The sequence below is a fragment of the Rhodothermus bifroesti genome, from assembly GCF_017908595.1.
Lineage (GTDB): Bacteria > Bacteroidota > Rhodothermia > Rhodothermales > Rhodothermaceae > Rhodothermus > Rhodothermus bifroesti.
The window spans coordinates 497,678-516,472 of sequence record NZ_JAGKTL010000001.1 but is presented as its reverse complement, the minus strand read 5'-3'; the positions used below and the strand labels follow the sequence as shown (position 1 = coordinate 516,472).

Sequence of the window (18,795 nt, the reverse complement as noted above, 5' to 3'; positions counted from 1 at the left end):
TTCATCATGACTGCTTAGGATTCTGTAAGGCGTCGTAGCAGGCACGCAACAATTGCAGGTCTTCCCAAGCCAGCCGCTTCCAAGGCGGATGACGAAGAAGCGCTGCGGGATGGTAGGTTACGACAACCGGCAAGCCGTAAAAGTCATGCACCTTCCCGCGAAGCGAGCGCAGCGACTGCTCGCGGCCCAGCAAAGCGCCCCCAGCTATGCGTCCTACGCACAGCAGCAAACGGGGTTTAACGAGGACCATCTGTTTGTACAAGATCGGCAGATGGGCTTCGATTTCTGCAGGTAGTGGATCTCGGTTTTGGGGCGGACGGCTTTTGACCACGTTGGTGATGTAGACCTCTTCACGCTTAAAACCAATCGATCCCAGCATTTTGGTCAGCAGCTGACCTGCGGGTCCAACAAAAGGCTCGCCCTGCCGATCTTCTTCAGCTCCTGGCGCCTCGCCAATGACCATCAGCTCGGCATTAGGATTTCCTGTTCCAAACACGGCATGCAGACGGTGTGCATCAATCGGAACCAGTACGGTCTGCGCTACATACTGGCGCACCGCTTCCAGGGTTGAGAGGCGATGCAGGGGAGAATCCGGCGGAATGAGGGCGGCAATGCGGTCATAAGGTGCGGGGGAGGCAGCAGCGGTTGTCATAGTCCTTAAGGAGAAACGGGAATAGCCTGATGCTCCCCAGAAAGCCACGGGCCCAAAGAGCCGGTACTCTTGACGGAGCACATCGCGCAGGGCTTCAAGTAAGGCTTGCATGGCAGATTCTAGGAAAGCACCTTAAGAAAAGGTACGGGCTTTCTATGCTGGGGACAATAGGCGCTTGGAGATTCACGTTGTTGTTTGTTGCAACACGCGGTCTAGCAGCACCTCGGCGGCTTCTTCTTTGGGGAGTAAGGGCAGCGTTTCTTGGTAGCCGTCGCGATGAAGTAGGGTCAAGCGGTTGGTGCCGGTTCCAAAGCCAGCACCAGGCTCGTTGAGGCAGTTCAGCGCAATCCAGTCCACTTGTTTCTGCACCAGCTTAGCCCGCGCATTTTCCAATGGATGGTCTGTTTCCATAGCAAATCCGACCAGAATCTGCCCAGGGCGGCGGCGACGCCCCAACTCAGCCAGAATGTCGGGTGTGCGCCGAAGATGCAGCAACAGCTCTTCTTGATGTTTTTTAAGCTTGGAAGACGAAGTTTCTACTGGGGTGTAATCGGCAACAGCGGCTGCCATAAGGATAAGGTCGGCAGTTTCGGCGTGTTGGACGACGGCCTCGTACATTTCTTGGGCCGAAACGACGTCGATTCGGGTGACACCGGCGGGTGTAGGAAGCAAAGTGGGTCCAGCAACAAGCGTGACGCGTGCGCCGCGGCGTGCGGCAGCGCGCGCCAGCGCAAACCCCATAGTGCCCGTTGAAGGGTTGGTGAGGCACCGAACGGGATCGATCATTTCTCGCGTAGGGCCAGCGGTGACCAGAACGTGTTTGCCAGCAAGCTGCGCCTTTCGCTGCAGCAGCGCAGCTACGTGTTGCAGAATGGTTTCCGGTTCAGGCAGGCGGCCATCGCCCACAAGCCCGCTGGCCAAGGGACCAAATGCAGGAGCTAGGATTTCGTAGCCGTAGTGGCGTAGCCGCTCTAGATTGGCCTGAGTGGCCGGGTGATGGTACATGTCATGGTCCATAGCCGGGCAGAGCAGCACTGGGCAGCGTGCTGAAAGGAGCGTGGCCGCGAGCATGGTGTCGCAAAAGCCTTGTGCCAGGCGTGCGAGGGTTTGCGCCGTGGCGGGAGCTACCAGCGCCAGCTCGGCCCATCGCCCTAAATGCACATGTTGGGTCCAGGCATGCGCTGCGTTTTCCGGAAAAAGATCCACCAGCACATCACGGCCTGAGAGGGTTCCTAGCGTCAGTGGGGTAATAAACCGGGTAGCGTCGGGGGTCATGATGACCTGCACTTCGGCGCCCGCCTGTTTTAGTAAGCGGATCAGTTCTGCGGCCTTGTAGGCCGCAATGCTGCCGCAGACGCCCAGCAAAATCCGGCGGTTTTCCAAGGAAAGGGTTGCGCCTGTAGACATGGTCGGGTAGCATTAGGGGCGAGAAAGGAACGAGCGCACCAGATTTAGGGTTTCGGCCGTGGCCCGTTCCAGGTCATCGTTCACCACCACCGCATCGAAGCGATCTTCATACGTAAGTTCCATGCGGGCACGTTCAAGCCGCTCGGCCAGGGCAGCCGCGTTTTCTGTGCCCCGCGTGCGCAGCCGATCCGCCAGCACCTCAAGAGAGGGCGGTTTGATAAAAATCGCTAAAGCCTCCTCACCAAAACGTTCTTTAATGCGGAGGGCCCCCTTGACATCGATGTCGAGCAGCACGGGGTGGGCACGTGAAGCTGCGTCGATCTCGCTTCGAAGTGTGCCATAAAGCCGCCCTGGGTAGACTTCTTCGTACTCTACGAACTGACCGTCCCGAATCAGCTCGCGAAAGGCCTCTTCGGAAAGAAAGTAGTAATCCACCCCGTTGCGCTCGCCTGGTCGGGGTGGGCGCGTCGTGGCCGAAACCGAAAACCGCATGTTGGGAAACGCTTGGAGCACGCGGCGGGCAATGCTGGTTTTACCAGCTCCGCTTGGGGCGGTAAGCACGACGAGGCGAGGCTCTGGCATGCCGTCACTCGATGTTTTGAATCTGCTCGCGAAGCTTTTCCAGTTCTTCTTTGATGTCTACCGTAAGTAGGCTAATCGTTGCGTCGTTGGCTTTAGCGCTGATGGTGTTGGCCTCTCGGTGGAGTTCTTGTACCAAAAAATTTAACCGGCGGCCACTGGGCTCCGTTGAAGTGAGTACTTCACGGAAGTGCTGCAAATGCGCCCGTAGGCGCACGCATTCCTCGGTGATGTCGAGTCGATCGGCCAGCAGCACGATTTCGAGCTCTAAGCGGCTCGGATCTACTGGGGTTTCGCGCAGCAGCTCTTGGACGCGGGCCTGCAGTCTAGCGCGTGCTTCGGCCAAGCGCTCGGGGGCCCGGGCTTCGATGGCTGCCAAACGCTGGGCAATGGTTTCTAAGCGTGTCTCCAGATCCGTCTTGAGTAGCATTCCTTCGCGAAGGCGTGCTGCCTTTAAGGCCTCAATGGCCTGGTAGAGGGCCTGCATGAGCGCCTGGCGCATGCACTCGTCGGCTTCGCCTTCCTCGGGTTTTTCAAACAGGTCGGGGAAGGCGAGCAAGTGATCTAGGCGCACCGGATCGGTCAGGCCTGTGTGGGCGCGGAGCGTTTCGAGCTGTTTGAGGTATAGCTGAGCCCGTTCAAGGTTGAGCTGGGAAAGCCCGGATAGCCCGCCGGCTACTTTCAGGTCGGCCTGTAGGGTGATGCGGCCGCGCTGGAAATGCTGGCGAAGGGTTTGCAAGACTTCTGGCTCATAGGTTGCAGCCAAGCGCGGCAAACGAACGCTGACATCCAGGTAGCGATTATTGACAGAGCGAAGTTCAACCGTGGCCGTCACGCCTTCCACTGTTGCCTGCCCTCGCCCAAAGCCGGTCATGCTGGCAATCATAACGATTTTGCGGCAAAGTGACACAAAAAGCCGGGTTGCAATGATGCGCAACCCGGCCGATTGCGGAGAGGGTGGGATTCGAACCCACGGTACCGGTTTGCGGTACACACGCTCTCCAGGCGTGCCCCTTCGTCCGCTCGGGCACCTCTCCGTAACACACCCACTTTATGGCATGCGCGGTGTGAGGGTTCCTGGGCGTCTCACACTTCCATAATGTCGGCTTCCTTGCGTTCCAAAAGATGATTAATCTTTTCGATGTAGGCGTCGGTTAGCTTTTGCAGTTCTTCCTCGGCCATGTGGCAGAGGTCTTCGGGCAAGTGTTCTTCATCCTTAGCCTTTTTGATTTCCTCTTTGGCGTGGCGGCGAATGTTTCGAATAGCCACGCGGGCCTCCTCAGCCCGGACCCGGGCTGCCCGGACCAGTTCCTTACGGCGCTCTTCGGAAAGCGGAGGCACGGGGATGCGAATGATCGTCCCATCGTTTGAGGGCGTCAACCCTAAGTTGGCATGCATAATGGCACGCTCGATGGCCCCTAAGGCGGAGCGATCCCAGGGCTGCACGATCAGCAAATCGGGCTGGGGTGCGGTAATGCTGGCCAGCTGCAACAGCGGCGTCATCGCGCCGTAGTACTCAACGCGAAGGTCTTCGAGCATAGCTGGGGTGGCACGGCCGGCACGCAGAGCGGCCAGCTCGGATTTCAGGTGTGCGAGCGACTTTTCCATGTGCTCGCGTGCCTCTTCCAAGATCAGTTGTAAGGTTTCGTCCGGTATGGTGGTCATTGCCCTTTCCTGTAGAATTTAATGGATTACGAGGATTCAGGCTTGGGCCACTTCGGCGAAAGTAGGGGGCGTTTCGGTCCAGTAGACCAGCGTGCCCACCGGTTCGCCACACACGACGCGTAGCAGGTTGCCCTGTTTATTCATATTGAACACCACAATAGGGAGTCCGGCTTCCCGGCAGAGGGTAAAAGCGGTCATGTCCATTACCTTCAGATCGCGCCGGATGACTTCGCGTCCATGGATAGAGGTAAAGAGTCGGGCTTCGGGATCGCGCTCTGGATCTGCGGAGTAGACGCCCTCGACGCGGGTGCCTTTGAGCAGTACGTCGGCTTCGATCTCTAAAGCACGCAGGGCAGCAGCGGTGTCGGTGGTAAAGTAGGGGTTCCCAGTACCAGCGCCAAAAATGACCACGCGCCCCTTTTCCAGATGGCGAATGGCACGTCGACGAATGAAAGGTTCGGCGATCTGTTCCATTTTGATGCTCGACTGCAAGCGCGTATCTAGGCCTGCTTGTTCGAGCGCATCCTGTAGGGCCATGGCATTAATCATGGTGGCCAGCATGCCCATGTAGTCGGCATGGGCACGGGTCATGCCGCGTCGTGCGTTTTGCACACCGCGAAAAATATTGCCCCCACCAATGACAATCCCAACCGAAACGCCCAGTTGAACAACTTGGCGGATTTCTTGGGCATAGGCTTCAAGCACATCCCAGTCGATGCCATAGGCTTTTTGGCCCATCAGGGCTTCGCCGCTGAGTTTAAGCAAGATCCGGCGGTAGCGCGGTCGTCCAAGACGCGCCGGCGTGTCTGCATCGGCGTTCATTTTGCAAGCTGCGGCAAGTTTGCTGCCCCAAAGCTACGCGAAAACGGTAGGTTTGGCAACGCGCCGGGCAGCTGTGAGCGCTGCCCAGCGCAAAAAAACCCGAACCGTTTGAGGCTCGGGTTAGGCTGGGTTAGTCTCCCAGGGCGTAGCGTACGAAGCGTCGCACATTGACGCCCGCCTGCGCTAGCCGCTGCGCTACGCTGAGCGTAGCGTCCTTGATAAAGGCCTGCTCGAGCAGCACATGGTCCTTGTAGAACCGTTCCAGTTTCCCTTGGGCGATGCGGTCCAGAATGTGTTCGGGCTTGCCTTCGTTGCGTGCGGCTTCGCGGGCAATTTCCAGTTCTTTGGCGCGCACCGACTCAGGGACTTCTTCGCGACGAACAGCCAGTGGATTCATGGCAGCTACTTGCATCGCCACATCCCGTCCGGCTTCTTCCAATTGGCCATCGCCGAAAACTTCGACAAGCACGCCTAAGCGTGAGCCGGGGTGCACATAGGAAATGATGCGACCCTGATCGCTGGTGAGCACCGCAAAGCGACGGATAGCGATCTTTTCGCCAATTTTGCCCGTCAGGTCCAGCAAGGCTGTTTCAACCGTGCGGCCGTCTGGCAGGCGAAGCGCCAGGAGCTCTGTCAGTTCCGAAGGCTGGGCTTGGAGAATCAGCTCAGCTACTTGGCGGGCAAACGTGGCAAACTCCTCGTTGCGAGCGACAAAGTCGGTCTCGCAGTTTACCTCAACAATCGCTCCTGCACGTCCGTCGGCAGCAACGGCCGTGACCACTAGCCCTTCTTTTGCTTCACGCTCAGCCCGTTTGGCCGCCACTTTTTGGCCTTTTTTGCGCAGCAGCTCAATGGCTACCTCAAAATCGCCTCCAGCCTCTTCTAAGGCTTGCTTACAATCCATCATGCCGGCCCCAGTCATTTCGCGGAGCCGTTTAACATCCTGTGCCGAGATGGCCATAGGTTTCTAGATCAGGATTCTTTCTTGGAACGTCTTTTGGCGCGGGTTTCTTTGGTGGCCTCAGCTTCTTGGGCACGTTTTTCTTTCTCTGCCTTACGCGCAGCTTCTTCCTGCTCTCGCTGTTTGGCGCCCTCGATGATGGCGTTGGCGATCACCGAAGTAATGAGCTCGATCGACCTGACCGCGTCGTCGTTGGCTGGAATCGGGTAGTCGATCAGCTCTGGATCAGCATTGGTGTCCACTAAGGCAATAATCGGAATGCCCAATTTGCGGGCTTCACTGACCGCAATGTGCTCGCGCACCACATCCACAATAAACAAAGCACCCGGAAGGCGCGCCATTTGCGCGATGCCGCCGAGCGTCCGCTCCAGCTTTTCCCGCTCGCGTTGTTTCATGAGCCGTTCTTTTTTCTTAAGCTGGCTCAAGATGCCCTCTTCTTCCATGCGGGCCAGTTCTTCCATGCGGCGGATGCTCTGGCGGATGGTTTGGAAGTTGGTCAAGGTGCCACCCAGCCAGCGTTCAACTACGTAGGGCTGGCCACAGGCCTCGGCTTGGGCACGTACGATGTCGCGTGCCTGCTTTTTGGTGCCTACAAAGAGGATTTTTTTCCCCTGCCGGGCAAAACGGGCAGCAGCTTCAGCCGCTCGATCTAGAAGTTGCTGCGTTTGGACCAAATCAATAATATGAATCCCATTGCGCTCCATAAAGATAAAGGGGCGCATTTTGGGATTCCATCGACTGGTCAGGTGGCCGAAGTGCACACCCGCCTTGAGGAGTTCTTCAATGGTCACGCGATGTCGCGTTTCAGGCGCAGGGGCTTCAGCAGCTACCGCTGAAGGGGTTGTCGTTTCGACGACTGGAGTTTCCGGTGTATTCATGGTTTACTTGGTTTGGGTTAGGCCACTACCTCCGTCTACTGCCTGGCCAAGCTGCATGCGCTGCAGCCACCCAACCAGGCATCGGGAGGTATGGGAGATGAACAAGAAAATTATCGCTTGGAGAACTGGAACCGTTTGCGTGCTTTGGGCTGACCATATTTTTTGCGCTCGACCATACGCGGGTCGCGTGTCAGAAAGCCCGCTTCACGCAACGGCTTGCGAAACTCCGGGTTGTAGGCGACTAATGCGCGGGCAATACCATGGCGAACGGCCTCGGCCTGGCCGCTAAGACCTCCTCCCTGCACGTTAACCAACACATCGAACTGTCCCAACGTCCCCGTCACCTCCAAGGGAGCTAAAATCACTTTGCGCCGCCACTCCAGCGGAAAGTAGTCTTCAAAGGGACGGCGGTTCACTGTAACTTGGCCTGTGCCTGGCCGCAAATACACACGCGCTGTAGCTGTTTTCCGACGGCCTACGGCAATCCACTGCGTTAAGGTAGCGTTCATCGTCTTATGCTCCTTACAGCGTCAGCTCTGTGGGCTTCTGTGCTCCATGGGGATGCGAAGGGCCTGCGTAAACTTTGAGTTTGCGAAACATGCGGCGTCCTAAAGGCCCCTTGGGCAGCATGCCTCGTACAGCATGCTCGATGAGAAATTCAGGCCGATGCCGGCGCATGTAGGCCGGCGAGCGCAAGCGCGCTCCCCCAGGCTGGCCTGAGTGATGGAAATAGAGCTTTTTGGTTTCTTTCTTTCCAGTCAAACGTACTTTGTCGGCATTGATCACGATCACAAAGTCGCCTCCATCAACGTGCGGCGTAAAGGTCGGCTTGTGTTTGCCACGCAGGATGGCCGCAATGCGAGACGCCAACCGGCCCAGCACCTGACCCTCTGCATCGATAAGGTACCACGTACGGGAGATCTCTGCCGGTTTTGCACTGTAGGTCTTATAGCTGATAACGTCCATAGCGCCCCTGGCTTAACCTTAAAAACGCTTCAGCTCTCTGGAGCTGCCGCATACAGAGCTTAAAAAGTTAGGGATTCTATTGTCGTTTGTCAATGTAGTAGCCGTTCCACGAACGACTCCCCCTCCCACGCCATTCACAACAAAAGGTTTTCTGCTTATACTATTCTTCCTTTATTCTTGATGCAAAAGTTTTTATCCTGTAGCTGACGTCTAACCTGTTAGCTGATGCACATGGAGCCTGCCGCTGAATTGACGTCCATAGATGTGCTGGCCCGTCGCTTGCCATTTTCCTTGGACGACTACACGCGTGTAGGAGAACTCTACGTGCGCTGGCGTCAGCATAGAACACCTGAGGCACAAGAGTTGTTGGAAATTTGGCTGTATTGCTACGTGTTGCGGTATTTTTTCATCAAGGCGCTGCAGAACCCCAGGCTTTCGGTGGTAGGGTTGGAAGCGCTGGTGGGAGAGACCTTTTTGCGGCTGCGTAGCAATTTGGACTCGGTGCGCTATCCTGAGCGGTTTGTGGCGTGGGTGGCAAGTGCTTGCAGGCATGCTTTTTTAAACCATCTGCGGCACCAGATGCGGCCAGACGCCCTGGTCGATGAGGAAGAGGAGGGGAGCGAAGAGCCGATCGATAGCTTGCAAGCGGAGGATCTATCCCTATGGGTTTCCGCAGTGGTAGCAGCGATTGGGCGTCTGCCGAATTTTTTGCGGGAAGTGGCGCGATTGGCTTTGCTAGAGCGGTTGTCTTATGAGGAAATCAGCCGAAGTTTGCGTAAACCACCGCCTACGATTCGGGTTTATCTGCACCGCGCATTGGAACGTTTGCGCACGGATCCGGAATTGCAAGAGTTTCGGGCTTTGCTTGAAGCGTAAAAAACTAGCACCAAGGTTACGGAACTTGTGGCAAGGTTTCTTTAAAGAAAAGAACTGCTTAAAAGAGGGGTGAGGGGTATGAGAGATTTCCAGGTTCAAAAGCTTTTGCAATATCCTTGGCTTGCTGCGGAAGAACAGGAGGCCCTTGCTCAGCAGATTCAGGAGGAGCAGCCAGAGTGGCAACCGCTTCTGGAAGCTATCGAAGAACTTACACCTGTTTTACGTCCTTTGCATCCTGACCCAGGGGAATCCAGGTTTGAAGAGTTATTGGCCTATTACTTGGTGACCCGTCGTTTTTCAGGAACCCTGCCACTTGAAGTGCAGGCCTATTTTAGTGCGTTGGAAACCGAGCTGCGGGCCAACGTGGCACTGCAGCAGCGGCTCGAGGTGCTGGCCGATCGATTGCAGGCGTTGATCGGGAGCTTTGATGCCGTTCAGCACTTTGGGTCGCTTACGGGTTACCAGATTGAAGCCGAAGCGTTGGAAGAGGTAAGGTGTAGCGAACCGCTGGGAGCTCGTTCAGGACGCGTTGCAAAGCATTGGGGAGACCGCTCTGCTCGCGCTTTAGGTCGGCAAGGGCGTCGGTGGCGCTGGGTAGAGCGTGGGGCGTTGGTGGTGGTGGGGTTTGCTGCGCTCTACAGTGCCCTGTTTGTCTGGGGTCGCCATCAGCAGTCGGAGCTGGAGCGGTTGGGGTTTATTGCGCCTGTTTTGTTGGAGGTGGACACGTATCGTGGTGAGCCTTTGGAAAGTGCTGGTCCCGAAGCGGCTTATAGGCAGGCTGTTGCGCAGCTACGTCAAGCATACACTTCGGTTTTAGGGCTTTTTCCGCATTACCGCAAAGCGCCGCTTCAAGAGGCCGCAGCGCTTCTCCTACACGTCGTTTCCCAGCCGGAGGCTTCTCCACTGCTGCGGCATGAAGCAGCCTTTTTGCTGGGCAAGGTGCAACTGCTTTTGGAGGATGTGCCGGCTGCACGCCAAGCCTTTTTGCAAGCGGTTGAGCTGGAAGGGCCGCATGCGGCAGAAGCCCAGCGTCTGCTTGAGGCTTTAGCTGCGCTTGAGCGGCGGTCTTAAGCGTACGTGTTGAGCATGACCGGCATGATCAGCATCAGTAGGTCTTCCCCTTCGGCCTGGTCATGCGGCGTAACCACCCCTGCACGGTTAGGCGAGCTAAACTCCAGCACCACTTCATCGGAATCGACGTTCCCTACGACTTCGGTCAGGTAGCTGGCATTAAAGCCGATCACCATAGGCTCCCCTTCGTAGGCACAGGGAATGCGCTCGTAGGCTTCACTGGCCCGCTCGATATCTTCGGCAGCAATTTCTACGTGATTTTTTTCTAGGCGTAGGCGTACTTGGTTGGTTGTGGTCGAAGCATATAGGCCTACGCGCTTAACGGCAGCCAGAAATGCATTGCGATCTACGGTTAGGCGCCGGTCGTTTTCCAGCGGAATAACCGCTTCGTAGTTGGGGTAGACTTCGTCAATAAGGCGGCTAAGGATGCGTGCACTACCGAGATCAAAGGCAACGTGACGTTCGCCTACGCGCAAGGTGAGGCTTCCATCGGCGTGCGCGGCCAAGCGTGCCACCAGCGTGGTCGCCTTTTCTGGTACAATAAAAGCTAAAGGTTTAGGATAGGTCAACTCCCGAAGCCGGAAGCGCACCAAGCGGTGCCCATCGGTGGAGACAACGCGTCCTTCTTCAGGCAAAATCTGGAAAAAGATGCCCATCATGGCAGGGCGAAGCGCATCCTTACTTACTGCAAACGCGGTTTTCTGGATGGCCCGCCGAATGAGCTGTGCCTCAATAGAAATCATATGGGCTTCTTCCAGTTCAGGCAACGCGGGATAGTCGGCACCGTCGAAGCCGACCATTTTATAATGTCCCTGCTCGGTGGTCAGCGTTACCGTAAAGGACTCGTCGGCTGCGAACTGGACAGGCTGGTCTGGTAGGGCACGCAGTGTTTCGAGCAGTCGACGGGCGGGTACGGCGACGCGTCGGGCTCCAAGCGTTCCGTTTTGTGGTTCCATGCGGACCGCGAGTCGCTCTGCAATGGAGATTTCTAAATCTGTGGCCTTCAGCAGCAGCGTCTCGCCACTAGCTTCAAAAAGAATACACTCTAAAATGGGCATCGTGGCCTTGGAAGGTACGGCTCCGGCCACCGTGGTAAGGGCTTTAAGCAAATCGGTCGAGTTCACAGTGAAACGCATAACCCCTCTAGAAAGACTTTCGGAAGTTGTCCCCTAAAATATAGAAAAATCTTTGTTCAAGCTTAGCGGCTGCGCAAGGAAATTTTATGCTGCAGCGCTTCGATGAGTTCACGGAAATTAGGATCTGTCTCCATTTGGTCTTGTACGCTTTGGATAGCGTGGATGACCGTGGAGTGATCTCGGCCGCCAAAATACAGGCCAATGGACTTTAGCGAGTGCTGGGTAAAGTGTTTGCAAAAGTACATGGCTACCTGACGGGCTTGCACGACCTCGCGTTTGCGCGTTTTGGCCCGCACTTGGTCGGGAGGAATCCGGAAGTACTCACAGACGATCTGTTGAATTTCCTCAACCGTTAGCGTAACACGGGTGTCTTTAATCAGATCGCGCAGCACTTCTCGGGCTAAGTTTATGTCAGTTTCGCACTTATGGAAAGCAGAATGGGCCACCAGGCGAAGCAAAGCCCCTTCCAGCTCGCGGATATTGCTTTTGATGTGATGGGCAATGAACTCGATGACTTCGTCTTTGAGTTCAATGCCTTCATCTTCGGCTTTGCGGCGCAGAATCGCGATGCGGGTTTCTAAGTCTGGCGGTTGCACGTCGACCGTAAGTCCCCATTGGAACCGAGAGAGCAGGCGTTCTTCAATGCCGGGAATTTCTCTCGGTGGCCGGTCAGCGGAAAGCACGATCTGCTTGCCCGCTTGGTGCAGTGCGTTGAAGATGTGGAAAAACTCTTCTTGGGTTTTCTCTTTGCCTCCAAAGAACTGGATGTCGTCTACGATAAGCAAATCAATCTGGCGATAAAACATTGAAAACTCGCTTATCCGATTGTGCTGGATGGCCTGTACAAATTCATTCGTAAAGCGCTCGCTAGAGACGTAGAGGATCGTTTCCGCAGTGCGGTACTGGCGGGCATAGTTCCCAATAGCTTGAATCAGGTGGGTTTTTCCTAAACCGACACCGCCGTAAACCAGAAAAGGATTAAAACTGGTCGTGCCTGGCTGCTTGGCAATAGCTAGGGCAGCACTCCGGGCTAAGCGATTGCAGTCGCCTTCAATAAATCGGTCGAACGTATAGTCGGGGTCCAAATTGCTATCAACCTGAATGCGGCGGATGCCAGGGATGGCAAACGGATGGGCGATAACCGGTTCTGCTTTTCTTGACTCGGCTGCTGAAGGGGGTAAAAGGGCCGTAGGGGTGGTTTCTTCCAAGGGTTCTTGTCGTGAGGCCACAGGGCGGGGCACAGGAGGGGGCTCTTCCGTCGTACGGGCTGGCAGGCTCATTGTGGCACCCTCAAAGCCACTTTCGGGGTCTTCTTTCTCGATTACAATCTTATAAAACAGGCGCGCCCGCGGCCCCAGCACCTTGGTAATGGTTTTGCGCAGCAGACTGTAGTAGTGCTCTTCTAGCCATTCATAGTAAAACCGGCTGGGAAGTTGTACCGTCAGCTTAATTTGCTCTGCCTCTTCTACAAGGCTGAGCGGCTTAATCGGTTCAAACCAGGTTTTGTAGCTCTGCCGACTGACGTTGTCTCGAATGATCTCGAGACAAGCTTTCCAGACTGCTTCTGGTGTTCGCTCCATGCCCGCAGGCGGTGTCGTCACAAATGTTGGCAAGGTGTTCAACGCAGAAAACTCCATACACACGGCTTTAGCACGCCATAGGTTATACACCACTTATGCACAACCTGTGGGTTTCCTGTGGGTAACGTGGTTGCTTCTGCTATAGCTCCAGTATGTTTTCCACAAGTTGTCCACATGTGCTCGTTTTATACAAGTATTTGTTTTATAAACACTTGTAATGTTAAGGTGTGGTTAAAATTCACGTCTTTTTGCCTAAAGCCACAGGGCAAAAGCAGAAAGTAGGCAGTTGTGCACTTTGGGCGGGGTTTTGCACAAGTTATCCACAGTTTTAGAGAGGCTTGTGCACTCCCCGCGCCTGTTACCCGGGTGTAAAGTAATGCTACAGCTTCGGATGCTGAACCGCAAGTTGGGCTGTGTAATGTTACGATGCTGAACCTTACTGCTTAGGGAAAGTCTTGAACCCGGCGTTTTGCAAGGCGTTTGGCCTGTTGCGTGAAGTCCTGCCGAGTTTCTAGGGAAAATAGCTTAGAAAATCCGTGCAGTAGAGAGGGTTTTGAGGGCTTCACTTGGATATTTCCGGGAACTCTGAATGCTCCACCTCGTTGGTTTGCGGTTGTTTACCGACAGTGCTTGGGAGGGTGTGTCATGGTGCGGCTTGATTTAACGGCATTGCGGCCTGGAGGCCAGCATCTGACCCTAAGGCCGTCTGCTGAGGCGCTGGAGTTAGACCCAGCTGTGTTTGAAGATATCCGCGTCGAGCTGACGCTGGACTACTACGATGGGCGATTGCTGGTGCACCTCTGGGCGGGAGCCACAGCTACCTTAGAGTGTGACCGCACGCTGGAGCTGTTTAAACAGGCCATTGAAGGTAGCTATACGTTGTTTTATGCGCCGCCAGGCACGGCCATCGCGCGGGCTGATGTGGAAGAGGTGCGGGAGCTGAGGCCTTCGGACCGGTATGTAGATTTAACAGACGTGGTGCGGGATACGTTGCTTTTGGCCATTCCGCTGCGGAAGGTCAAGCCGGGTGCAGAGGCCCTCCCGCTGCCTACACAGTTTGGCGCTGCAGAGACATCGCCAGAAGAAGCTCTGCCGATGGATCCGCGCTGGGAGGTACTGCGACGATTGCGAAACTGTTAATTACACCCACCATCTAAGCCTTTTGGATTATGGCCAATCCGAAGCGTAGACACTCAAAGGCGCGCACGCGTAAGCGGCGGGCAGTCTACTATCGCCAACTTGTAACGGCCTCATTGCCGCTTGTGGAGTGCTCCAATTGTGGAAACATGAGGCTGCGGCATCACGCCTGCCCCTCCTGCGGCTACTATCGCGGGCGCAAAGTCGTCGACGTGGCAGAGTTCGCTTAAAACACGGGCCACCCTGTCGCATCTTAGGGCGGTACGTTGTATTTTGGCACCTCGAGCCGTAGACCTAAACGGCAAACGAGCACATGGCCATTCGCGTTGCGGTAGATGCTATGGGCGGCGATGCCGCGCCAGCAGTAGTCGTTGAAGGGGCTTTGCAGGCGCTTCGGGAAGCTCCAGAGCGCCTGCAAATTCAGCTTTTTGGGCCGCGTTCCCTCTTGGAAGCGGAGCTGCAGCAGCGAGGGGTGCAGGAAAATGCAGCCTTGGTGCTGATCGATGCCCCAGAAGTCATCGGTATGGCTGAGTCGCCGGCCAGCGCGGTAAAGACCAAGCCCCGTTCGTCAATCCACCTGGGATTGCAGGCTGTGGCGCAAAAGCAGGCTGATGCCTTTGCCAGTGCAGGCAACACAGGGGCAGTGATGGCAGTGGCGCTTTTTGTGCTGGGTCGAATAACAGAGATTGCACGTCCATCGGTTGTAGGCTTTTTCCCCACTACGCGTGGCCGCTGCTTGGTGCTTGACATTGGCACCAACGTCGACTGCAAGCCGGAGCACCTGCTGCAGTTTGCTCGGATGGGATCGGTGTTTGTGGAACGGGTGTGGCAACTCCCGCATCCGGTCGTAGGGCTACTGAACGTGGGCGAAGAGCCTGGTAAAGGTAATGCCCTAACCAAAGCTGCCTACGAACTTTTACAAGCGGCTCCTGATATTAACTTTCGGGGCAATATTGAAGGGCGCGACCTCATGCACCATGCTGCCGACGTGGTGGTTTGCGACGGCTTTGTGGGTAACATCATGCTTAAGCTAGGCGAGAGCATGGTGACGGCCTTTGTGGAAATGCTACGGCAGGAAATGAAAGCCCAAGGTCTTGAGGAAGCGCAGCAGCGGCTGGTACTGGGACTGTTGCGCAACGTGCTGCGCCGCTTTGATTACGAAGAATACGGAGGTGCCCCCCTGCTGGGCGTAAACGGTCCCGTCGTGATCGGACATGGCAGCTCTTCTGCCCGTGCGATTGCGCGTATGATCTGGGCTGCCGCGGAGATGGTCGAACAAGACGTTGTGCGTTCTATTGCCGAAGCTTTTCATCCAGCCTGAACTTGAACCCTATGCCTTACGCTGCCATTACGGCTGTTGGCCACTTTCTGCCAGAAGATCGCCTGACCAATGCGGATCTAGAGCAGATGGTCGATACCTCTGACGAATGGATCCGAACGCGAACGGGCATTCGCGAACGCCGCATCCTTCGGGATCCAGATAAGGCAACTTCTTACATGGCTACAGAAGCCGCGCGTGAAGCGCTGCAAAAGCGCGGTATGGATCCCGACGAGGTTGAGCTGATCATCGTGGCTACCGTCACCCCAGATATGTTTTTCCCAGCCACCGCCTGCTTGGTCCAAGCCAACTTGGGTGCGCGTCGGGCTTGGGGTTTTGATCTGTCTGCAGCTTGTAGTGGCTTTTTGTTTGCGCTGTCGACCGCGGCCCGCTTTATCGAAAGCGGCAAACATGAGCGTGTGCTGGTAATCGGGGCCGACAAGATGAGCACGATCACGGATTACACCGACCGCAACAACTGTATTCTCTTTGGGGATGCTGCGGCTGCTGTGCTGCTTGAACCCGATCCAGAATGTGGCCTGATCGATTCGGTAGCATACTGCGACGGTCGCGACTGGCAGCTGCTGTGCATGCTGGGTGGCGGTAGTCTCAACCCTCCTACGCATGAGACAGTTGACCGCAAGCTCCATTATCTGTATCAGGAGGGCAGGTCGGTCTTTAAACTGGCTGTTGAAGGCATGGCGCAGGTAGCGGTCGAAATCATGGAGCGTAACAACCTAACAGCCGAGATGGTGCGCTACTTGGTGCCTCATCAGGCCAACTTGCGCATCATCGATGCTACAGCCCGTCGCATGGGACTTGAGGCCGACAAGGTCATGGTCAACATTGACCGGTATGGGAACACCACGGCGGCAACCATCCCCTTGTGCCTGTACGACTGGGAGCGACAGTTGCGGCGGGGCGATAACCTCATCTTGGCCGCTTTCGGAGGGGGATTCACCTGGGGTGCTGCCTATCTGAAGTGGGCCTACGATGGCGACAAAGTGGCAGCCGAAGCTGAAAGGGCTGCCGTTGCAACAAGCGCATAACTTTTGCCTATGGCGCAGGCCTGGTTGTTTCCTGGGCAAGGCTCACAACGCGTAGGAATGGCCCAAGACCTATGGGCCCGTTTCTCCCAAGCAAGAGCCCTTTTGGAGGCGGCTAATCGGCTGCTCGAGTTTGACCTGACGGCCTACATGTTCGGTAACGCTACCGAAGACCCAGAAGCTGCCGCCGCAAGGCTGGCTCAGACCGAGATCACGCAGCCAGCCCTCTACGTGCATAGCCTAGCGGTGGTGGCGGTGCTTGAGGCGGCAGGTTGCTATCCTGATGCTGTTGCTGGGCATAGCTTGGGTGAATACAGCGCACTGGCAGCAGCTGGGGCACTCTCATTTGAAGAGGGACTCCGCCTGGTGCGCCTACGAGGGCAGCTGATGGCCCAGGCTGGTCACAAGCACCCTGGTGCCATGGCCGCAATCCTGGGATTAGAAGACGCAGCGGTCGAGGCACTTTGCCAGGAGACCGTTGCCGAGGGATATGGATGGGTGCAGCCAGCGAACTATAATGCGCCAGGACAAGTTGTGATCTCTGGCGAGGTGAAAGCCGTGTCGCGGGCCGTGGAAAAAGCCCAAGCACAGGGGGCGCGCCGTGTCGTGATGCTTCCGGTGAGTGGGGCCTTTCACTCGCCGCTTATGGAAGAAGCCAGCCGACAGTTGGCCGAAGCCATTGCGCATGTGCCGCTGCATGTGCCTCGGTGTCCAGTTTATCTCAACGTAACGGCTGCACCAAGCCGAGATCCCAGTGAAATTCGGGATCGGCTAGTGGAGCAAATGCTGGCTCCTGTTCGCTTTACCCAGACCCTACGTCGCATGCAAGGCGATGGCATTGCCACGTTTTGGGAAGTTGGACCAGGGAATGTCTTAGCCGGTTTGGTCCGGCGCACCTTAGGCCGTGAGGTTCAGGTCCTCACTGTAGGTACAGCCGAGGAATTGGAAACCCTGCTCCAGCAAAAGCACTGACCTATGACATTCGACTTTTCCGGTAAATCGGTCCTGGTGACCGGGGGAACCCGAGGCATCGGGCGTGCCATTGTGGAGGCCTTTGCCCAGGCGGGCGCTCGCGTTGCCTTTACCTATCGCAGCTCGGTGCAAGAGGCTGAAGCACTGCAAAGAAAACTTGAACAACATGGTACGGCGGTCCTGGCCTTTCAAGCCGATGCGGCCGATTTTGAAGCAGCAGGCCGGGTTGTAGAAGCGATCCTAGAGGCCTGGGGGACGATCGATGTGCTTGTAAACAATGCCGGCATTACACGCGATAACTTGCTGCTCCGCATGACCGAAGCCGACTGGGACGCCGTGCTGGCAGCCAACCTAAAGAGCGTGTTTAACTTTTGTAAGCAGGTCTACCGTCCCATGATGCGCCAGCGCAGTGGCCGCATCATCACCCTTTCCTCGGTGGTCGGTATCATGGGCAATGCTGGACAGACCAACTATGCGGCTTCAAAAGCTGGCATTATCGGTTTCTCGAAAAGCCTTGCCCGAGAGCTGGGCAGCCGGGGGATTACGGTGAACGTGGTCGCCCCTGGTTACATCGAGACAGACATGACGGCTGCTTTACCTGAACAGGCCCGCCAGGCGATGTTAAACAGCATCCCCCTCGGACGACCAGGCACGCCAGAAGACGTTGCCCAAGCGGTGCTCTTTCTGGCTTCTCCAGCAGCCAGCTACATCACAGGCCACGTACTCCAGGTCGACGGTGGCATGGCCATGTAAACACAGACGCCCAAGCCTTTCTACGATCAAAGGCGTTTGGGCGGTTGGGCTATTTTGGAGCCTTTCGGCTGCGGCACAGGTCTCAACACCCGGATTATTCTTCGGTGATGGGCGGCAGGCCTCGCTCCCAGAGCTGCTTGACGCGATGGCATCGGTAGAAGTAGTTTTCCTGGGCGAGCAGCACGACGACACCGTGGCCCATCGGTTGCAGCTCCAGGTGCTTCAGGAGCTCCAGGCCCGTTTGGGCGAAGAGCGACCACTGGTACTTTCACTGGAAATGTTTGAGTGCGACGTGCAGCTTGTGCTCGACGAGTACCTGCAGGGGCTCATCACCGAGGCGCAGTTTTTGGAAGCAGCGCGGCCATGGTCCAACTACGAGCGCGACTATCGACCCTTGGTAGAATTTGCACGGTTGCACGGCTGGCCGGTCCTGGCCGCGAATGCCCCGCAGCGCTATGTAAACCGCGTTAGCCGTCTAGGCCGCCAAGCCTTAAATGACCTCCCACCTCGGGCATATGCTTATTTGCCCCCATTGCCTTATCCTAATCCTTCGCCCTTGTACCGAAAGCAGTTCCTAGATTTCATGCAGCGCACTGGGCACAGCGGTCCGCATGGCGGGGATCCGGAACGGTTGCTCGATGCCCAGGCGCTTCGAGATGCCATGATGGCCTATACCTTGGCCAAGCACCTGATGCGCCAGCCTGAGGCCCTCATAGTACACCTAACAGGTGCCTTTCATGTAGCGGGAGGGTTGGGTACGCCAGAAATGCTTGCGCGCTATCGACCCGGGACCCGAGGGCTTGTCCTGATCTGGCGGCCCGCTGCCGATCCTTCTCGCTTCGATCCTCAAGTGCATGGGGGATTGGGCGACTTTGTATGGCTAACGCCTTTGGGTCATTGAAGCAATCGATCCTTTGGGATCTGTAATTCGGCGCAGCGATGCTAAAAAACGTATCTTCTAACCTTGATCCTAGGC

At 56.4% G+C, this 18,795-nt stretch carries 21 protein-coding genes and 1 tRNA gene; 9 read left to right on the top strand and 13 right to left on the bottom strand.

Annotation, left to right across the window (positions count from 1 at the left end; translation table 11 throughout):
* Positions 1–4: 4 nt before the first annotated feature.
* The 11 genes from J8E65_RS02120 to rplM form a co-directional block, all read right to left on the bottom strand.
* Positions 5–763 carry a uracil-DNA glycosylase gene (locus tag J8E65_RS02120; RefSeq protein ID WP_210373732.1) on the bottom strand — a complete coding sequence of 253 codons (759 nt, stop codon included), beginning with the start codon at positions 761–763 and terminating at the stop codon, positions 5–7.
* Positions 764–835: 72 nt separating this feature from the next.
* Positions 836–2,059 (bottom strand): bifunctional phosphopantothenoylcysteine decarboxylase/phosphopantothenate--cysteine ligase CoaBC, encoded by a 1,224-nt coding sequence (gene coaBC, locus J8E65_RS02115; RefSeq protein WP_210373731.1) that lies wholly within the window; start codon positions 2,057–2,059, stop codon positions 836–838.
* A 12-nt stretch (positions 2,060–2,071) separates the two neighbouring features.
* Positions 2,072–2,641, bottom strand: a complete 570-nt coding sequence (gene gmk / locus J8E65_RS02110) for a guanylate kinase (RefSeq protein WP_210373730.1) — start codon at positions 2,639–2,641, stop codon at positions 2,072–2,074.
* A gap of 4 nt (positions 2,642–2,645) precedes the next feature.
* On the bottom strand, positions 2,646–3,524 hold the full coding sequence (locus J8E65_RS02105; RefSeq protein WP_210373729.1) for a YicC/YloC family endoribonuclease: 879 nt from the start codon (positions 3,522–3,524) through the stop codon (positions 2,646–2,648).
* A gap of 63 nt (positions 3,525–3,587) precedes the next feature.
* Positions 3,588–3,675: transfer RNA gene (locus tag J8E65_RS02100), tRNA-Ser, on the bottom strand.
* 49 nt (positions 3,676–3,724) lie between these two features.
* Positions 3,725–4,294 (bottom strand): ribosome recycling factor, encoded by a 570-nt coding sequence (gene frr / locus J8E65_RS02095; RefSeq protein ID WP_210374046.1) that lies wholly within the window; start codon positions 4,292–4,294, stop codon positions 3,725–3,727.
* Between the two features lie 45 nt (positions 4,295–4,339).
* Positions 4,340–5,125, bottom strand: coding sequence for a UMP kinase (pyrH, locus tag J8E65_RS02090; RefSeq protein WP_210373728.1), 786 nt, complete (start codon positions 5,123–5,125; stop codon positions 4,340–4,342).
* A 130-nt stretch (positions 5,126–5,255) separates the two neighbouring features.
* Positions 5,256–6,086, bottom strand: coding sequence for a translation elongation factor Ts (gene tsf / locus J8E65_RS02085; protein ID WP_210373727.1), 831 nt, complete (start codon positions 6,084–6,086; stop codon positions 5,256–5,258).
* An 11-nt stretch (positions 6,087–6,097) separates the two neighbouring features.
* A complete protein-coding gene (rpsB, locus tag J8E65_RS02080; protein WP_210373726.1) occupies positions 6,098–6,964 on the bottom strand; it encodes a 30S ribosomal protein S2 in 867 nt (288 codons plus the stop codon).
* Between the two features lie 110 nt (positions 6,965–7,074).
* Positions 7,075–7,473 carry a 30S ribosomal protein S9 gene (rpsI, locus tag J8E65_RS02075; protein WP_210373725.1) on the bottom strand — a complete coding sequence of 133 codons (399 nt, stop codon included), beginning with the start codon at positions 7,471–7,473 and terminating at the stop codon, positions 7,075–7,077.
* A 13-nt stretch (positions 7,474–7,486) separates the two neighbouring features.
* A complete protein-coding gene (rplM, locus tag J8E65_RS02070) occupies positions 7,487–7,930 on the bottom strand; it encodes a 50S ribosomal protein L13 (protein ID WP_237181527.1) in 444 nt (147 codons plus the stop codon).
* A 231-nt stretch (positions 7,931–8,161) separates the two neighbouring features.
* On the opposite strand from rplM, the gene J8E65_RS02065 reads away from it, so the two are divergent.
* The gene (locus J8E65_RS02065; protein ID WP_210373724.1) at positions 8,162–8,806 is read left to right on the top strand and encodes an RNA polymerase sigma factor; all 645 of its coding nucleotides are present in this window, start codon (positions 8,162–8,164) and stop codon (positions 8,804–8,806) included.
* A gap of 78 nt (positions 8,807–8,884) precedes the next feature.
* Positions 8,885–9,877, top strand: a complete 993-nt coding sequence (locus J8E65_RS02060) for a hypothetical protein (RefSeq protein WP_210373723.1) — start codon at positions 8,885–8,887, stop codon at positions 9,875–9,877.
* Here J8E65_RS02060 and dnaN read toward each other — a convergent pair.
* Together dnaN and dnaA are read right to left on the bottom strand one after the other, a co-directional pair.
* Positions 9,874–11,013: a DNA polymerase III subunit beta gene (gene dnaN, locus J8E65_RS02055; RefSeq protein WP_210373722.1), complete on the bottom strand. Its 1,140-nt coding sequence runs from the start codon at positions 11,011–11,013 to the stop codon at positions 9,874–9,876. The genes J8E65_RS02060 and dnaN overlap by 4 nt on opposite strands.
* 62 nt (positions 11,014–11,075) lie before the next feature.
* Positions 11,076–12,593, bottom strand: a complete 1,518-nt coding sequence (gene dnaA, locus J8E65_RS02050; RefSeq protein WP_210374044.1) for a chromosomal replication initiator protein DnaA — start codon at positions 12,591–12,593, stop codon at positions 11,076–11,078.
* A gap of 645 nt (positions 12,594–13,238) precedes the next feature.
* Here dnaA and J8E65_RS02045 point away from each other — a divergent pair.
* The 7 genes from J8E65_RS02045 (at position 13,239) to J8E65_RS02015 (ending at position 18,720) form a co-directional block, all read left to right on the top strand.
* The gene (locus tag J8E65_RS02045) at positions 13,239–13,733 is read left to right on the top strand and encodes a YceD family protein (protein ID WP_210373721.1); all 495 of its coding nucleotides are present in this window, start codon (positions 13,239–13,241) and stop codon (positions 13,731–13,733) included.
* Between the two features lie 29 nt (positions 13,734–13,762).
* Positions 13,763–13,960: a 50S ribosomal protein L32 gene (rpmF, locus tag J8E65_RS02040; RefSeq protein ID WP_210373720.1), complete on the top strand. Its 198-nt coding sequence runs from the start codon at positions 13,763–13,765 to the stop codon at positions 13,958–13,960.
* An 83-nt stretch (positions 13,961–14,043) separates the two neighbouring features.
* A complete protein-coding gene (plsX, locus tag J8E65_RS02035) occupies positions 14,044–15,051 on the top strand; it encodes a phosphate acyltransferase PlsX (protein ID WP_210373719.1) in 1,008 nt (335 codons plus the stop codon).
* Between the two features lie 11 nt (positions 15,052–15,062).
* Positions 15,063–16,097, top strand: coding sequence for a beta-ketoacyl-ACP synthase III (locus J8E65_RS02030; protein ID WP_210373718.1), 1,035 nt, complete (start codon positions 15,063–15,065; stop codon positions 16,095–16,097).
* A gap of 9 nt (positions 16,098–16,106) precedes the next feature.
* Positions 16,107–17,066 (top strand): ACP S-malonyltransferase, encoded by a 960-nt coding sequence (gene fabD / locus J8E65_RS02025; RefSeq protein ID WP_210373717.1) that lies wholly within the window; start codon positions 16,107–16,109, stop codon positions 17,064–17,066.
* A 3-nt stretch (positions 17,067–17,069) separates the two neighbouring features.
* On the top strand, positions 17,070–17,819 hold the full coding sequence (fabG, locus tag J8E65_RS02020) for a 3-oxoacyl-[acyl-carrier-protein] reductase (RefSeq protein WP_210373716.1): 750 nt from the start codon (positions 17,070–17,072) through the stop codon (positions 17,817–17,819).
* A 145-nt stretch (positions 17,820–17,964) separates the two neighbouring features.
* The gene (locus J8E65_RS02015; RefSeq protein ID WP_210373715.1) at positions 17,965–18,720 is read left to right on the top strand and encodes a ChaN family lipoprotein; all 756 of its coding nucleotides are present in this window, start codon (positions 17,965–17,967) and stop codon (positions 18,718–18,720) included.
* Positions 18,721–18,795 lie beyond the last annotated feature (75 nt).

What these genes read in the sequence shown, in the direction of transcription:
- J8E65_RS02120 (WP_210373732.1), bottom strand. Translation starts at nt 763, where the DNA reads ATGCAAGCCTTACTTGAAGCCCTGCGCGATGTGCTCCGTCAAGAGTAC.
- coaBC (WP_210373731.1), bottom strand. Translation starts at nt 2,059, where the DNA reads ATGTCTACAGGCGCAACCCTTTCCTTGGAAAACCGCCGGATTTTGCTG.
- gmk (WP_210373730.1), bottom strand. Translation starts at nt 2,641, where the DNA reads ATGCCAGAGCCTCGCCTCGTCGTGCTTACCGCCCCAAGCGGAGCTGGT.
- J8E65_RS02105 (WP_210373729.1), bottom strand. Translation starts at nt 3,524, where the DNA reads ATGATTGCCAGCATGACCGGCTTTGGGCGAGGGCAGGCAACAGTGGAA.
- pyrH (WP_210373728.1), bottom strand. Translation starts at nt 5,125, where the DNA reads ATGAACGCCGATGCAGACACGCCGGCGCGTCTTGGACGACCGCGCTAC.
- tsf (WP_210373727.1), bottom strand. Translation starts at nt 6,086, where the DNA reads ATGGCCATCTCGGCACAGGATGTTAAACGGCTCCGCGAAATGACTGGG.
- rpsB (WP_210373726.1), bottom strand. Translation starts at nt 6,964, where the DNA reads ATGAATACACCGGAAACTCCAGTCGTCGAAACGACAACCCCTTCAGCG.
- rpsI (WP_210373725.1), bottom strand. Translation starts at nt 7,473, where the DNA reads ATGAACGCTACCTTAACGCAGTGGATTGCCGTAGGCCGTCGGAAAACA.
- rplM (WP_237181527.1), bottom strand. Translation starts at nt 7,930, where the DNA reads ATGGACGTTATCAGCTATAAGACCTACAGTGCAAAACCGGCAGAGATC.
- J8E65_RS02065 (WP_210373724.1), top strand. Translation starts at nt 8,162, where the DNA reads ATGGAGCCTGCCGCTGAATTGACGTCCATAGATGTGCTGGCCCGTCGC.
- J8E65_RS02060 (WP_210373723.1), top strand. Translation starts at nt 8,885, where the DNA reads ATGAGAGATTTCCAGGTTCAAAAGCTTTTGCAATATCCTTGGCTTGCT.
- dnaN (WP_210373722.1), bottom strand. Translation starts at nt 11,013, where the DNA reads ATGCGTTTCACTGTGAACTCGACCGATTTGCTTAAAGCCCTTACCACG.
- dnaA (WP_210374044.1), bottom strand. Translation starts at nt 12,593, where the DNA reads ATGGAGCGAACACCAGAAGCAGTCTGGAAAGCTTGTCTCGAGATCATT.
- J8E65_RS02045 (WP_210373721.1), top strand. Translation starts at nt 13,239, where the DNA reads ATGGTGCGGCTTGATTTAACGGCATTGCGGCCTGGAGGCCAGCATCTG.
- rpmF (WP_210373720.1), top strand. Translation starts at nt 13,763, where the DNA reads ATGGCCAATCCGAAGCGTAGACACTCAAAGGCGCGCACGCGTAAGCGG.
- plsX (WP_210373719.1), top strand. Translation starts at nt 14,044, where the DNA reads ATGGCCATTCGCGTTGCGGTAGATGCTATGGGCGGCGATGCCGCGCCA.
- J8E65_RS02030 (WP_210373718.1), top strand. Translation starts at nt 15,063, where the DNA reads ATGCCTTACGCTGCCATTACGGCTGTTGGCCACTTTCTGCCAGAAGAT.
- fabD (WP_210373717.1), top strand. Translation starts at nt 16,107, where the DNA reads ATGGCGCAGGCCTGGTTGTTTCCTGGGCAAGGCTCACAACGCGTAGGA.
- fabG (WP_210373716.1), top strand. Translation starts at nt 17,070, where the DNA reads ATGACATTCGACTTTTCCGGTAAATCGGTCCTGGTGACCGGGGGAACC.
- J8E65_RS02015 (WP_210373715.1), top strand. Translation starts at nt 17,965, where the DNA reads ATGGCATCGGTAGAAGTAGTTTTCCTGGGCGAGCAGCACGACGACACC.